The following is a 13,471-nucleotide window of genomic DNA, read 5'->3' as shown; positions in this document are numbered from 1 at the left end:
CCTCGTGGTCGGTGCCCTCGCAGAGGGCCCATGACGGGGATGACATGGGCGCCGCCCGCAGTCGCCTGCGCGTGTTGCCCACGTCACCGGATGCTGGAGAGTCTAGCAACGATTCGTTGCACAAGTGTTTCAGATCTCGCCGACACTCCGTGACGCACGCCACGAAACCCGCTGTGACGAGGAACGGCCGGCCGGCGGCTCACCGACGCCAGACGTCGTCGGGCTTCGCCGTCCGACCCTCGGTCAGCCGCAGCGCCTGGCCCTGCGCGACGAGCTTCTCGTACTTGGTCGCCGCCTTGTCCGCCGCGGCCGTGGAGCGCAGCGGCAGCATGATCGTCCGCTCCGCCTCGATGCCGGCCTGCAGCTGGCGTCCGCGCTCCAGCTCGGCATCGACCTCGGCGCCGAGGAGCAGCACGACGTTGGCGATGTAGATCCACAGCAGGAAGATGATCACGCCGGCCAGGGCGCCGTAGGTGGCCTCGTAGTTGCCGGCGTTGGTGATGTAGACGGCGACGCCGATCGTCGCCAGGATCAGCACCACGATGGCCAGCAACGCGCCCCCGGCGACCCACAGCACGCCGGGCTGCCGGATGTTCGGCGTGGTGTGGTAGAGCAGGGCGATGCAGGCGGCGGCGATCACCAGCAGGGCCGGGTAGCGGGCATAGCTCCACACCAGTTCGGCCGTGCTGCTGAGTCCGATCTGCTCGCCGATGGCTTCGACCACCCCGCCGGAGCCGGCCAGCAGCGCCGCCGAGAGCGCCACCAGCACGACCAGCGCCGCGGTGACGCCGTAGAGGACGGGACGCAGCACGAGCGGCGACCGTCCTTCCGGCACCTCGTAGATGCGGTTCATCGCCCGCGAGAAAGCGTTGACGTAGTTCGACGCCGTCCACAGCGCGGTGAGGATGCCGACGGCCAGCCCGATGCCGGCGCCGGGCGCCTCGGTGAGCACCTTCAGGATCGTCTGCACCACGCTCATGCTCTCGACGTCAGCCTCCAGCAGGTCGTCCAGCGTGGTCAGCAGGAATTCCCGGGTGCTCTTCCCCTCCCCGACCACGGAGAGCAGCGAGACCAGCGCGATGAGCGCGGGGAAGACCGAGAGCACCGCGAAGTAGGTCAGCGCCGCCGCCGAGTCCGGACACTGGTCGCGGCCGAACTCGGCGATCGCCCGGCGGAGGGAGTACCACCAGGTCGCCGGCCGCAGGCTGAAGGGCGTGCGCGGCTTGGCGGCGTCGCGCCCGGAGGCGGCATGCTCCTGGCGCTGGCGGGTCTTCAGCCGATCCGGCTGGTCGGCGGCCGCGGCGACGGTCCCGGGACGATCGGCGTCGGCGTAGACGACGTCCTCGCCGAAGACGTCGTGGTCGGCCGCCGATCGCGGGCTCGCCCGATGCGGGGCGAGCCCTCCGGTCGCGGAGCCGGGGGAACCCGCCGAGGACGACCACGCGCCGTCCGCGGCGGCCTCCTCGACGAGTGCGGCGTCATGCGAGTCGCGGGCGTCGTCGGCCCCGGTGCGGCGATCCTGGGTCTCCTCTGCGCTCATGCGCCCAGAGTAGCCCAGCGCCGCGCGTGATCAGCGACGATCCGCGCGCCGCAGCCCACATCCTGCACGGATCGTCGCGAGAGCATCCGTCCCGGTCCGTCGCGGACCGACCCGACCCGTGCCGATCCGTGCCGGGGAGAGGCGTCAGACCTCGACGTCGTCGCGGCGGGTGTCGCGCAGCTCGTCCGGGCTGGTGATCGCCGCCGGCGGGGAATCGTGCAGATACCCGGAGCGGGCGATCGCCATCGATCCGACCGCCGAGGTCAGCAGCTGCGCGATCACCGCGATGATCGCCTTGATCAGATTGGGCCAGGTGAAGTCGATCAGCAGCGCACCGACGACGATCAGCGCCACGCCCAGGCCGGCCGAGGTGCCCACCGCCGAAGCGCGCAGGTACAGGTCCGGCAGACGGTAGAGCCCGATCGCGGATATCAGCAGGACGGCGAGGCCGAGGAAGATCAGCACTGCGCCGACGATGTGAGCGGGGTTGGTCAGGTCCAGCATCAGCGTCGTCCTCCCGATCCCAGGCGAGCCATCGAGATCGCCGACATGAAGCCCAGCAGCGTCGCGATGAGGATGATGTCGAAGAGCGCCTCAATCTGTTGATGAAGCGAGATCAGCGTGATGAAGCCGATGATCGCGAAGAAGATGAGGTCGGCGGCGACGGCGCGGTCGGCCGTGCGCGGGCCCAGGAAGCCGCGGAGGGCGGCCAGCAGCATGCTCAGCGCCAGGATCACCAGCGCCGCCTCCAGCAGGTGCTCGGCGATCATGCGTCACCTCCTGCCGGACGTCCGGCGTCGTTCTCCGTGCCCTCGGACTCGGCGGTCCCTGCGGACGCGCCGCCGGTCCGGTCATCGGCCCGGTCGCCGGCCCCGGCCGCCGCGTCCGCGGCCGGACGCACCGTCGGTCGGGCCAGCGGGCGGGAGAGGTCGCCGGGCTCGCGGCGCATCGCCCGCAGCAGCCGGTCCTCCATCTCCTGGATCTCCTCGGCCAGCCCGTCCCGGGAGGCGGCGAACATCCCGTGGACGTAGAGCACCGCGTGGTCGCGGGAGTAGGTGATCGTCAGCGTGCCCGGGGTCAGCGTGACCAGCGAGGAGATCAGCGTGTACTCGCTCGCCGTCCGCGAGGCCGCCGGCACCGCGACGATCGCGGGGTCGGTGCGCATGCGCGCGCTCGGTCGCAGGATGTCGGCGGTGACCTGCAGGTTGGCCAGGAGGAACTCCTTGGCGTACCAGAGCAGGAAGCCGATCATCCGCACCGGCCAGGTCAGCCAGCTGTTCATCAGCCGATCACCGCCTTCACGTAGTCGCTGGGGTCCATCAGGCCCTGCGCGGCCTGCTCGGCGAGCTGCATCAGCACCTCGGCGCCGAGGCCGAGGCCGAGGGTCACCACCGCGAGCAGCGCGGCCGGCACGATGAGCTTCGGCGTCACGCGGGCATGCCGCTCGCCGCTGATCACCGCCGCCGTGCCGGTCGTCGGCGGCCCGACCTGCAGCGTGGGCTGCTCGGCCTGGGCCTCCACCCGCAGGTACCGCTTGCCGTGGATGGCCTGCTGGTAGGTCAGCGCCCGACGTTCCAGTCCTTCGGGCTCCGGCCCCATGAACACCGAGGTCCAGATCTTGAGCATCGCGACCATGGAGATCAGGCTGACGATCACGGCGACGCCGCCGATGATCCACTGCTCGGCCTCGAAGGTCGCCCCGATGAGGGAGAACTTCGCGACGAAGCCGGAGAACGGCGGCATGCCCACCAGCGAGAGCGCGGCGACCATGAAGATCACCGCCACCAGCGGCTCACGCTTGAGCATCCCGCCCAGCCGGTCCAGCCGGGCCGTGCCGTAGGTCTCCTCCAGCGCGCCGGTGGAGAGGAAGAGCGAGGCCTTCACGATCATGCCGTGCAGCAGGTAGAAGATCGCGGCGGTCAGTCCGAGCGTGGTGAACAGCCCGACGCCGATCATGATGTAGCCGACGTGGCTGATCATGTGGAAGACCAGAATCGAGCGCGTCGAGTTCTCCCCGACCGCGCCCAGGGAGCCGACCACCATGGTCACCGCCGCGACCGTCAGCCCGACCCAGAGGAAACGCTGATCGCCGTCGAAGAGCATCGCGTAGATCCGGTAGATCGCGTAGATCGCGATCTTGGTGTGGATGCCGGAGAACAGCGCGGTCACCGCCGGCGAGGTCATCGGATAGGTCCGCGTCAGCCAGCCGTGGACCGGCACGACGGCGGCCTTGATGGAGATCGCGGTGAGCACCACCGCCCCCGCGATCGCGATCGCCGGGTCCTCTGCCGCCGCGCCCTGCAGCTCGGCCAGGTTCACCGTGCCGGCGGTGGCGTAGACCAGGCCGACGCCGGCCAGCAGCAGCGTGGAGGCCAGCAGGTTCACCGTGACGAAGATCCGCGCGCTGTCGGCGCCGAGCTTCGCGCCCATCATCGCCATCAGCCCGTAGGAGGGCAGCAGCATGACCTCGATGAACACGAAGAGGTTGAAGATGTCGCCGGTCATCACCGCCCCGGCCACGCCGGCCATGAGGATCAGCACGAACGGGTGGTAGAAGCGCGCCCTGGCCTCATGGGTGGCCATCGCGAAGAGCACGCTGGCCAGCGCCAGCACGGCGACGAACGCCAGCATCAGCGCCGAGAGCGTGTCGACGACGAAGGGGATCGCCACCCCGGCCTCCCAGAGGCCGACCTGGTGGGCCAGCACCGTGCCGTCGGCGGTGGCCACCACCAGCAGGATCGAGGCGGCGAGCATCGCCAGCAGCGTGATCAGGCTGATCCCGTGGCGGATCCTCTGGCTGCGGCGCAGCGCGGCGGAGAAGGCCCCCAGGAACAGCGGTCCGACGACCAGCAGCGGCAGCAGAGTGGAGAGCATCTCGTTCATCGGTCCTCTCCTTCGTCGGCGGAACGGCCCCGGGAGGCGGCCTCGTCCTCGTGCTGCACGTCCTCCTGCGGCGACTCCTCGGGTCGACGCCCCTCCTCGAGGGTCGTCGCGACATCGGCGTCGACGTCCTCCTCAGTGCCGGCCTGGGTGCCCAGCAGCTCGGCGTCCGAGGACGGGCCGTCGGGCTCGTCGCCGGGCCCGACGGCGGCGGTGGACACCGTCGGATCGTGTCCGGTGCGCTTCAGATGCGCGACGGCGGCGAGCTTCGCCGGGGCCGTCGGCGCGGCCTCGGTGTCGTCGTCGGTGGTGGTGGTGATCGCCAGAGTGACCATGAACATCGAGATCGCGAAGGCGATGACGATGGCGGTCAGCACGAAGGCCTGCGGCAGCGGGTCGGCCCGCTGGGCGGGATCGTCGACGTGCGAGAACGGCATCCCGCGGAAGGCCACGTCGCCGGCGGAGAAGAGCAGCAGGTTCGCCGCGTGCGAGATGAGCACGAAGCCCAGCACGATGCGGACCATGCCGCGCTGCATGAACAGGTAGACGGAGGCGGCGGTGAGGATGCCGACCATCAGGGCGACGCTCATCGGACCTCCTCCTGACCGCCGCGGCGGCCGCTCGACGTGGTGTGCAGCGGTGCCGACTCCTCGGCGACCTCCGGCGGGACGTCGCCGGGATCCAGCGGCGCCGCGCCGCTCCGCCGACGCGCGGCGGCCTCCGGGTGGGTGCTCAGGTACGTCTGCAGCAGCTCCGAGGGGTAGCGCTGGACCTGCCCGAGGCGGTCGAGCGCCACCAGCACCGCGCCGATGACGGCCAGGTAGATGCCGACGTCGAAGACGATCGCGGTGGTGAAGTGGTAGTGGCCGCCGCCGGGCAGCGGGATGTCGGCGGTCAGCGGCTTGAGGAAGGAGCCCTCGACGAGGCCGAGCAGCCCGGTGGCCGCGCCGACGAGGATGCCTCCGATGATGACCAGTGCGTAGTCCCAGCGCAGCTTCACCGCCGAGTCCGACGGCGCGACCAGGTAGCGCAGCGCGAAGAAGCCGCCGGCCACCAGCGCCGCGATGAAGCCGCCGCCGGGCTCATAGTGGCCGCGCACCAGCAGGATCAGCGAGAAGAGCACGATCAGCGGCGCGACCCAGTTGAAGATGGTGCGCATCGACGTCGTGTTGTCCACCGCGTCGTCCAGCGGGGTCCCCACCCAGGCCCGGGAGGTGTGCGGCTCGTTGTCCGAGGTCGCGAAGGTCGAGTTCAGCACCGCCAGGATCGCGAAGCCGGCGACGCCCAGCACGGTCAGCTCGCCGAAGGTGTCCAGCGCGCGGAAGTCGACGAGGATCGAGTTGACGATGTTGTCCGCACCGGTCTGCTCGTAGGTGTTCTCCTGGTAGTACTGGGCGATGTCCGACTGCCCGCGGCGGCCGGTCAGCGCGTACGTGGCCAGGAAGGCCGCCGCGCCGAAGGCGATCGCCACGATCGCCGAGACCGCCGTGCGCGAGCGCGGCACTCGGTGGAAGCGCTTCGGCAGCTTGCGCAGCACCAGCACCAGCACCACCACGGTGAGGATCTCCACCAGCAGCTGGGTGATGCCGACGTCGACGGCGCCGAGCATGAAGTAGAAGGAGGCGACGACGAACCCCGCGCCGCCGGCCAGCACGACGGCGGCCGCCCGGTCCTTCGAGAGCACCGTGCCGAGCAGGAACGCCGCCAGCAGGGTCAGCAGGATCCAGTCGGCCGGGCGCGTGCTGCCCGCGGACGGCGATCCGACCGCCGGAGAGGCGATCAGCCCGGCGATGAGCACGCCGAGCAGGAAGATGCCCGGCAGCGTCAGGTGCAGAGCGTGGACGTCGGTGCGGGTGAGGTCGCCGACGCGGCGGCCGCCGCGGATCAGCGCCAGGCGCAGCGATTCGACGGCGTCGACCCCGGTGAAGGGCAGGATCCGGCGGGGCAGCAGCGCGTCGACCCGGGCGCGGCCGAGGACCATCAGCAGCCCGCCGCCGATGACCACTGCCGAGAGCAGCAGCTCGACCGAGAAGCCGTGCCACAGCGCCAGATGCGCGTGATGCTCGCCGCCGGAGGCGGCCGTCGCGGCGTCGGACACCAGACCGTCGAAGATCCCGGGGACGAAGCCCAGCAGCAGTCCGGCGGCGGCCGGCAGCATCGCCGGCAGCCAGAACGTCCAGGCGGCCTCGTGGGAGGCCTCGGGTGCCATCGGCTCACGGGGCTCGTCGCGCGGACCTGCTCCGGTGAAGGAGGTGAAGCTGCCCAGGACGATACGGCCGCAGTAGGCGAAGGTGCCGATCGCGGCGACGACGGCGACCAGCGTGATGCCCCAGGTCATCACGGAGGAGAACTCGGCCGAGTGGAAGCCGCCGAGCAGCCCCTCCTTGGAGACGAAGCCGAGCATCGGCGGGACCCCGGCCATCGACAGCGAGCCCAGCGTGGTGATCACCAACGAGACCCGCATCGTGCGGTGCAGACCGTGCAGCACGCGGATGTCGCGGCTGCCGGACTCGTGCTCGACGATGCCGACCATCATGAACAGCGAGGCCTTGAACAGCGCGTGGGCGATGACGTGCACGACCGCCGCGGCCAGCGCCTTCTCGGTCCCCACGCCGATCACCGCGGTGAGGAAGCCCAGCTGGCTGATCGTGGAGAAGGCCATCATCTCCTTGATGTCATGGCGCTGCAGGGCGAAGAGCGCGCCGATGACCGCCGTGATCAGCCCGGAGCTGATCAGCAGCACCTGCCAGGTCGTCGAGTCCGACAGCGCCGGCGAGAAGCGCAGCATCAGGTAGATGCCGGCCTTCACCATCGCCGCGGCGTGCAGGTAGGCGCTGACCGGCGCGGGGGCGACCATCGCGTCCGGCAGCCAGAGGTGGAACGGGAACTGCGCGGACTTCGACAGGGCCGCCGCGGCGATGAGCACCGCGATCATCGCCGTGAAGCCCGGATCGGTGCTCCAGACGTCGGAGGCCAGCGCCTCGGAGATCCGCGTGGTGCCGGTGCGGGTGATGATCAGCAGGGCCGCGGCCAGCAGGCCGAGCCCGCCGCCCATGGTCAGCAGCAGCGAGCGCCGCGCCGGACCGGGGGCCTTCTCCCCGGACCGGTTGATCAGGAAGAAGGAGCACAGCGTGGTGAACTCCCAGAAGAGGAAGAGCACGATGAGGTCGTCGGCGACGACCATGCCGGTCATCGAGAAGACGAACAGCAGCATCCAGACGTAGTAGTCGCCGGTCTTCGCCGCCGTCGAGAAGTAGCGGGCCGAATAGGCCATCACCAGGGCTCCGATGAAGAGCACCAGGAAGAGGAAGACCAGGCCGAGCCCGTCGAGGCGCAGCGCCAGCGAGACGTTCAGCGTCGGGATCCAGGGGATGGTCTCGACGACGGCGCCGCCGTGGTGGACCGACTGCAGCCAGGGCAGCGTGAGCAGCCCCACCACCAGCAGCACGGCCGCGGCGGCCCAGCCGGTGTCCCGGCCCAGCAGCCGGTGCATCGAGGCCGCGGCGGGCACCAGCACCAGCACGATCAGCAGCAGCAGGACCAGCGTCATCGGATCGCCCCCGTCGCGGCGCCCGTCCGCCGGGGCATGAGGAGGACACGGAGCAGCGGCGCCCCGAGCACCGGGGCCTCCGGCGTCAGGGGCGCGGCGCGGCGCCCGGCCTGGCGGCGGGACGTCGAGCGGGCGAGCGGATGCATCGTGCCTCCTGTCGGTGCGGTGGAACGCGGAGCGGGCGCCGCAGGGCGGCCTCCCGGACTCCGGGGACTGCGGATCAGGGCTCCGCGGACGCGCTCAGATTCGCCGACCAGTCTTCCCGGCACACCGACGACGACTCTACCGATCCGCGCACAGCCGCGGCAATTCGCCGCCCCGGTCACGGTGCGGTCTGCGGCGGCCTGACGAGCGACGACGCCGCCGGCCCCGCCGCTCATGCCGTCGTCCCGATGACCCGCGAGCGCTTCGTGGACCCGGAAGGTGCTGCCCGAACCATGCCGCCCACGATACCGTCGCCGATCCGGCGGCGGACTGACGACGACCCGCCGCGCCGACGGCGGCGCGCCCGACGGAACCCCGCGAGGACGCGGCGGCGCGGCTAGGATGGGGAGCATCATGGGCATCTTTCAGGACACCCCCGGCGTCGTCTCGGCCTACCGGCTGCCGCCGCGCTGGCCGCGCCGCGTCTCCGACCTCGTGCCGACCACCGGCCCGAGCGTGCTGCTGCAGTCGGGGCGGCTGCCGCTGACGGTGCGGATCGCCTGCTTCGGCCTGCTCTGCGTGGTGGGCATCACCGTGCTCTTCATGCTGCCCAGCTTCCTGATCCATCTCGCCGGACTGCAGTCGCTGATGCGACTGGCCGGCGTGCTGGCCGGTCTCGCCGGCCTGCTGGCCCTGGGGGTCAACATCGTGCTGGCCGGGCTGCAGATCGTGCTCGCGCTCAAAGTGCCCGAGCGCCTCGAGTGGGTCCGCGCCGCACTGACCGTCACCGTGCTGATCTCCGGGCTCGAGGCGGTGCTGCGCGACTGGGCCTATCCCAGCGTGCTGGAGATGGGCTTCCGCTGGGATCTGCTCATCATGGCCGCCATGGTGGCCATGCTCTGGCTGCCCTCGGCCAACCGCTGGTTCACCGCCGAGGGTGCCTGAGCACCCCACCGGCCCGTGCTGACCGGCCTGTGCTCCCCGGCCTGCACCCCCTCATGCTGAGAATGCTTCTGGACAGCAGTCGCACCTTATGCTCGCGCACCCTCTCGGCCGTAAAATGATCACGCAGGCATGATCTTTTTCCGCTCTCCCGCGCCGCCGGCGCGACGACGAGGACGACGGGCCGACCGAGGAGGTGCATCGATGGGTGCAGGGCATTCCCACGCCGGCGGAGTCGACGACGTCGCCGCCGGCGGCCGGCGCCACCGCCGCCGCCTTCAGCTGGTGCTGCTGGTGACCCTCGGCGTCGTCGCCGCCCAGTTCGTCGGCGCCTGGCTGACCGGCTCGCTGGCGCTGCTCACCGACGCGGTCCACTCGCTGACCGACTCCGTCGGGCTGATCGTCGCGCTCGCAGCGGCGATGCTCGTGGGCGCGGCGGCGACGTCGACGCGCACCTGGGGCTTCCGCCGGCTGGAGGTCCTCGCCGCGGCGGTGCAGGCGCTGATGCTGCTGGGCATCGGCATCTACGCCGCCGTCGACGGCGTCGGCCGGCTCGCCGCTCCCCCGCATGTGCCGCCGATGGAGCTGCTGCTCTTCGGCGTCGTCGGACTGGTCGGCAACACCGTCTCGCTGGGCGTGCTCGCCGCCGGACGGCGGGAGAACCTCAACCTGCGCGCCGCCTTCCTCGAAGTCGCCGCCGATGCCCTCGGCTCGCTGGGCGTGATCATCGCCGCGGCGGTGATGGCGCTGACCGGCTGGCAGCAGGCCGATGCCGTGGCCGCGCTGGCCATCGCCGCGCTCATCGTCCCCCGCGCGGCGCTGCTGCTGCGCGAGACCGGACGCATCCTGCTGGAGTTCGCGCCGCGCGGCATCGACCTGGAGGAGGTGCGTACGCATATGCTCGCGATGCCCCACGTCCGCGAGGTCCACGACCTGCACGCCTCCACTGTGGCCACCGGCCTGCCGGTGATCAGCGGTCACGTGGTCCTCGACGACGACTGCTTCCACGACGGCCATGCCCCTCAGGTGCTGCAGGATCTGCGCACCTGCGTCGCCGAGCACTTCGACGTGACGCTGGAGCACGCGACGTTCCAGCTGGAGACCGCCGACGTCGCCGCCGGCGAGCCGCACGCCCACTGAACGTTCCGACGGCGCGACCCGTCGGCTTGTCACGTCCTGGCCCTGTTGTCACGCCACCACAGGGACGTGACAACAGGGCCAGGACGTGACACCTGCGGAGCCGGAGCTCGGCCGAGGGGCGGCCGGACGCTCAGTCCGGCCAGATCCCGGAGGCTCCGCGCCGGTGCGAGCCGACCAGATGCGTGTCGACCAGGCCGACGGCCTCCATCAGCGCGAACATCGTCGTCGGCCCGACGAAGCGGAATCCGGCGGCCCGCAGCCGCTTCGCCAGCGCCTCGGACTCCGGCGAGCGGGTGGGGATCTCCTCCACCACCTGCGGCCGCGGCGTCGTCGCCGGCCGGTATGACCAGATGAGCTCGGCGAGACCGCCCTGCTCACGCAGCGTCACCGTCGCCCGGGCGTTGCCGATGGTCGCGGTGATCTTGCCGCGGTGCCGGATGATGCCGGCGTCGGCCAGCAGCCGTTCGACGTCGGTCTCGTCGAAGGCCGCCACCGCGTCCGGGTCGAAGTGCGCGAAGGCCCTCCGGAAGTTCTCCCGCTTCGCCAGGATCGTCGCCCAGGAGAGGCCGGACTGGAAGGCCTCCAGACTCAATCGCTCGAAGAGCCCGCGCTCGTCGCGGACGGGCATCCCCCATTCCTGGTCGTAGTACTCGCGCATCATCTCGCCGCCCAGCGCCCAGGGCGTGCGTGGCAGCCCGTCCTCGCCGAATGCGACGCCGGTGCCGGCGGGTTCGGTGCTGTCGGGAGTGCGGTGCGGCTCGCTCATCCGATCAGCGTATCGCCCGGCCCAGGGCGCACGACGACGACACGGCGCGCCGTCAGTTGCCCGACGCAACCTGTTCGTCACGTCGCGATGATAGAACCGAACTATGAGTGACACCACATCCACGTCGCGCGCCGGCAACACCCCCGCCGGCGCCCGCGAGTTCCACGACCTGGACCACTACGTCGCCTTCCCGCGGCTGGCCGGGCTGACCATGAGCCCCGACGGCGAGCGCCTGGTCACGACCGTCTCCACGCTCGACGCGAAGGGCACCGGCTACACCACCGCCCTCTGGGAGGTCGACCCGCACGGCGAGCGCGAGGCGCGCCGACTCACCCGCGGCTCGGCCGCCGAGTCCGGGCCGACCTTCTCCGCCGCCGGCGATCTCTGGTTCACCTCCGTCCGCGGCGACGAATCCGGCTCCGCGGACGACGCGAAATCCGCCGCGCTCTGGCGGCTGCCCGCCGACGGCGGGGAGGCCGAGGTCGTCAACCGGCGCCCCGGCGGGGTGAGCTCGGTGCTCTGCGCGGACGACGCCGACGTCGTGCTGGCCGCCGCCCCGCTGCTGCCCGGCGCCGCCGACGAGGACCAGCACGCCGCGCTGCAGACCGGCCGCGCCGAGCGCGAGGTCCAGGCGATCCTGCACACCGGATACCCCGTCCGGCACTGGGACCACGACCTGGGCCCCGCGCGTCCGCACCTCTTCGCCGTCGCCGGCGAGGAGACCCCCGACGACGCCGTCCCGACCACCGTCCAGCCGCGCCGCCGGCGGCTGCGCGCGCTGACCGCCGACCTCGGCGCCCACTACGGCGACGAGACCTTCCTCAGCCCCGACGGGACCCGCGCCCTGATCGCGGTGACCGTCCCCGAGCCCGCCGCCGACCAGCGCACCGGCCTGGCCGTCGTCGACGTCGCGACCGGCGCGCGCCGGATGCTCGCCGACGACCCGGCCTCGACGTACTCCCCCGGCCCGATCGGCCCCGACGGCCGCACCGCCGTGGTGACGGTGACCCGCCGGCCGGTCCCCGAGCGCGCGCTGCGGCCGGTGCTGCATCTGCTGGACCTCGAGACCGGGACGCTGACCCCGCTGGTCGACGAGTCCTCGTCGGAGGCCGAGCTGTGGTTCACCCCCGCGGACTGGCTGCCCGACGGCTCGGCGGTGATCGCCCTGGCCGATCGCGACGGACGCGGCCCGGTCTTCCGGCTCGACGTCGCCGACGGGACGGCCACCGTGCTCACCGACGACGAGGCCACCTGGTCGGAGGCGGTCGTCTCCCCCGACGGCGCCCACGTCTACGGCGTGCGGGCCAGTTACTCGTTCCCGAACGAGGTCGCCCGCCTGGACCTGGCCGACGGAACGGTCACGCGGCTGGAGAACCCGGTGCGCCGCCCCGAGCTGCCCGGCCGGCTGACCGAGGTCGAGACCACCGCCGAGGACAGTGCCCGCGTGCGCGCCTGGCTGGCGCTGCCCGAGCCGGACGCCGAGGACGCGCCGTCGTCGCCGGCTCCGCTGCTGCTCTGGATCCACGGCGGCCCGCTGAACTCCTGGAACGCCTGGTCCTGGCGGTGGAACCCGTGGCTGCTGGTCGCCCGCGGCTACGCGGTGCTGCTGCCGGATCCGGCGCTGTCCACCGGCTACGGCCAGGAGTTCATCCAGCGCGGATGGAACGCCTGGGGCGAGAAGCCCTACACCGACCTGCTGGCCATCACCGACGCCGCCGAGGCCCGCGACGACGTCGACGCCTCGCGGACCGCGGCGATGGGCGGGTCCTTCGGCGGCTACATGGCCAACTGGGTCGCCGGCCACACCGACCGCTTCGACGCGATCGTCACCCACGCCTCGCTGTGGGCGCTGGACCAGTTCGGCCCCACCACCGACATGTCGCCGTTCTGGCGCCGACAGATCGACGCGACCATGGAGGCCGAGCACTCTCCCCATCGCTTCGTCTCCGAGATCACCACGCCGATGCTGGTCATCCACGGGGACAAGGACTACCGGGTGCCGATCGGCGAGGGGCTGCGGCTCTGGTACGAGCTGCTGGAGCAGTCGGGCCTGCCCGCCGACGCCGACGGGAACACCGTCCATCGCTTCCTGTACTTCCCGCAGGAGAACCACTGGGTGCTCACCCCGCACCATGCGAAGCTCTGGTACCAGGTGGTCATCGCCTTCCTGGCCGAGCACGTCCTCGGCGAGACGCCGGAGCTGCCGACGACGCTGGGGCTGACCCCGCCGGCGGAGTGACTCCGCCCCGGGACGACTCCGCCCCGAGATGACTCGGCGGAACGTGTGGGAATACGTCGCCTTTCCCACACATTCCGCCGAGTCATCGCGGGGCGGGCGACGACGGACGGGCGGCGCGGCTCAACGCCGGATCTCGAAGTCGTCCTCCGAGATCGAGGCGCGCTCCTCCTCGGTGGCCCGACGCACGGCGAGCTCGTCGACGACGGCTCGCTCCGGGCCGCGGCGACACCAGGCGACGAACTCCTCGACCGCCTCAGGGTCACCCGCGGC

At 71.6% G+C, this 13,471-nt stretch carries 12 protein-coding genes; 3 read left to right on the top strand and 9 right to left on the bottom strand.

Annotation, left to right across the window (positions count from 1 at the left end; all coding sequences use genetic code 11):
• Positions 1-199: 199 nt before the first annotated feature.
• From GU5_RS13285 to GU5_RS0100715, 7 genes are all read right to left on the bottom strand, one after another.
• Positions 200-1,540: a YihY/virulence factor BrkB family protein gene (locus tag GU5_RS13285; protein ID WP_010523669.1), complete on the bottom strand. Its 1,341-nt coding sequence runs from the start codon at positions 1,538-1,540 to the stop codon at positions 200-202.
• Positions 1,541-1,684: 144 nt separating this feature from the next.
• Entirely contained in the window at positions 1,685-2,044 is a 360-nt protein-coding gene (mnhG, locus tag GU5_RS0100740; protein WP_010523668.1) for a monovalent cation/H(+) antiporter subunit G, read from the bottom strand.
• Positions 2,044-2,310 carry a monovalent cation/H+ antiporter complex subunit F gene (locus GU5_RS0100735; RefSeq protein WP_010523667.1) on the bottom strand — a complete coding sequence of 89 codons (267 nt, stop codon included), beginning with the start codon at positions 2,308-2,310 and terminating at the stop codon, positions 2,044-2,046. The genes mnhG and GU5_RS0100735 overlap by 1 nt, the downstream gene beginning before the upstream one ends.
• Positions 2,307-2,822, bottom strand: a complete 516-nt coding sequence (locus GU5_RS13280; RefSeq protein WP_010523666.1) for a Na+/H+ antiporter subunit E — start codon at positions 2,820-2,822, stop codon at positions 2,307-2,309. Before GU5_RS13280 ends, GU5_RS0100735 begins: the two co-directional genes overlap by 4 nt.
• Positions 2,822-4,423 (bottom strand): monovalent cation/H+ antiporter subunit D family protein, encoded by a 1,602-nt coding sequence (locus GU5_RS0100725; RefSeq protein WP_010523665.1) that lies wholly within the window; start codon positions 4,421-4,423, stop codon positions 2,822-2,824. The genes GU5_RS13280 and GU5_RS0100725 overlap by 1 nt, the downstream gene beginning before the upstream one ends.
• Complete coding sequence (locus tag GU5_RS16545) at positions 4,420-5,010, bottom strand: sodium:proton antiporter (protein ID WP_010523664.1); 591 nt, start codon at positions 5,008-5,010, stop codon at positions 4,420-4,422. Before GU5_RS16545 ends, GU5_RS0100725 begins: the two co-directional genes overlap by 4 nt.
• Positions 5,007-7,970 (bottom strand): DUF4040 family protein, encoded by a 2,964-nt coding sequence (locus GU5_RS0100715; RefSeq protein WP_010523663.1) that lies wholly within the window; start codon positions 7,968-7,970, stop codon positions 5,007-5,009. Before GU5_RS0100715 ends, GU5_RS16545 begins: the two co-directional genes overlap by 4 nt.
• A gap of 558 nt (positions 7,971-8,528) precedes the next feature.
• Here GU5_RS0100715 and GU5_RS0100705 point away from each other — a divergent pair.
• Both GU5_RS0100705 and GU5_RS0100700 read left to right on the top strand, forming a co-directional pair.
• On the top strand, positions 8,529-9,059 hold the full coding sequence (locus GU5_RS0100705; protein ID WP_139084248.1) for a hypothetical protein: 531 nt from the start codon (positions 8,529-8,531) through the stop codon (positions 9,057-9,059).
• Between the two features lie 201 nt (positions 9,060-9,260).
• Complete coding sequence (locus tag GU5_RS0100700) at positions 9,261-10,196, top strand: cation diffusion facilitator family transporter (RefSeq protein WP_010523661.1); 936 nt, start codon at positions 9,261-9,263, stop codon at positions 10,194-10,196.
• Positions 10,197-10,326: 130 nt separating this feature from the next.
• Here GU5_RS0100700 and GU5_RS0100695 read toward each other — a convergent pair whose 3' ends face one another.
• A complete protein-coding gene (locus GU5_RS0100695) occupies positions 10,327-10,962 on the bottom strand; it encodes a DNA-3-methyladenine glycosylase I (protein ID WP_010523660.1) in 636 nt (211 codons plus the stop codon).
• A gap of 103 nt (positions 10,963-11,065) precedes the next feature.
• Between GU5_RS0100695 and GU5_RS0100690 the strand changes: the two genes are divergently transcribed.
• The gene (locus GU5_RS0100690) at positions 11,066-13,201 is read left to right on the top strand and encodes an alpha/beta fold hydrolase (RefSeq protein ID WP_010523659.1); all 2,136 of its coding nucleotides are present in this window, start codon (positions 11,066-11,068) and stop codon (positions 13,199-13,201) included.
• A 120-nt stretch (positions 13,202-13,321) separates the two neighbouring features.
• On the opposite strand, the gene GU5_RS17815 is transcribed toward GU5_RS0100690, so the two are convergent.
• Positions 13,322-13,471, bottom strand: a 150-nt coding sequence (locus GU5_RS17815) for an acylphosphatase (RefSeq protein WP_010523658.1), incomplete at its 5' end; no start/stop codon positions are given.

The organism is Nesterenkonia sp. F (genome assembly GCF_000220985.1).
Classification (GTDB): Bacteria; Actinomycetota; Actinomycetes; order Actinomycetales; family Micrococcaceae; genus Nesterenkonia.
This window is presented reverse-complemented; position numbering and strand designations above follow the sequence as displayed.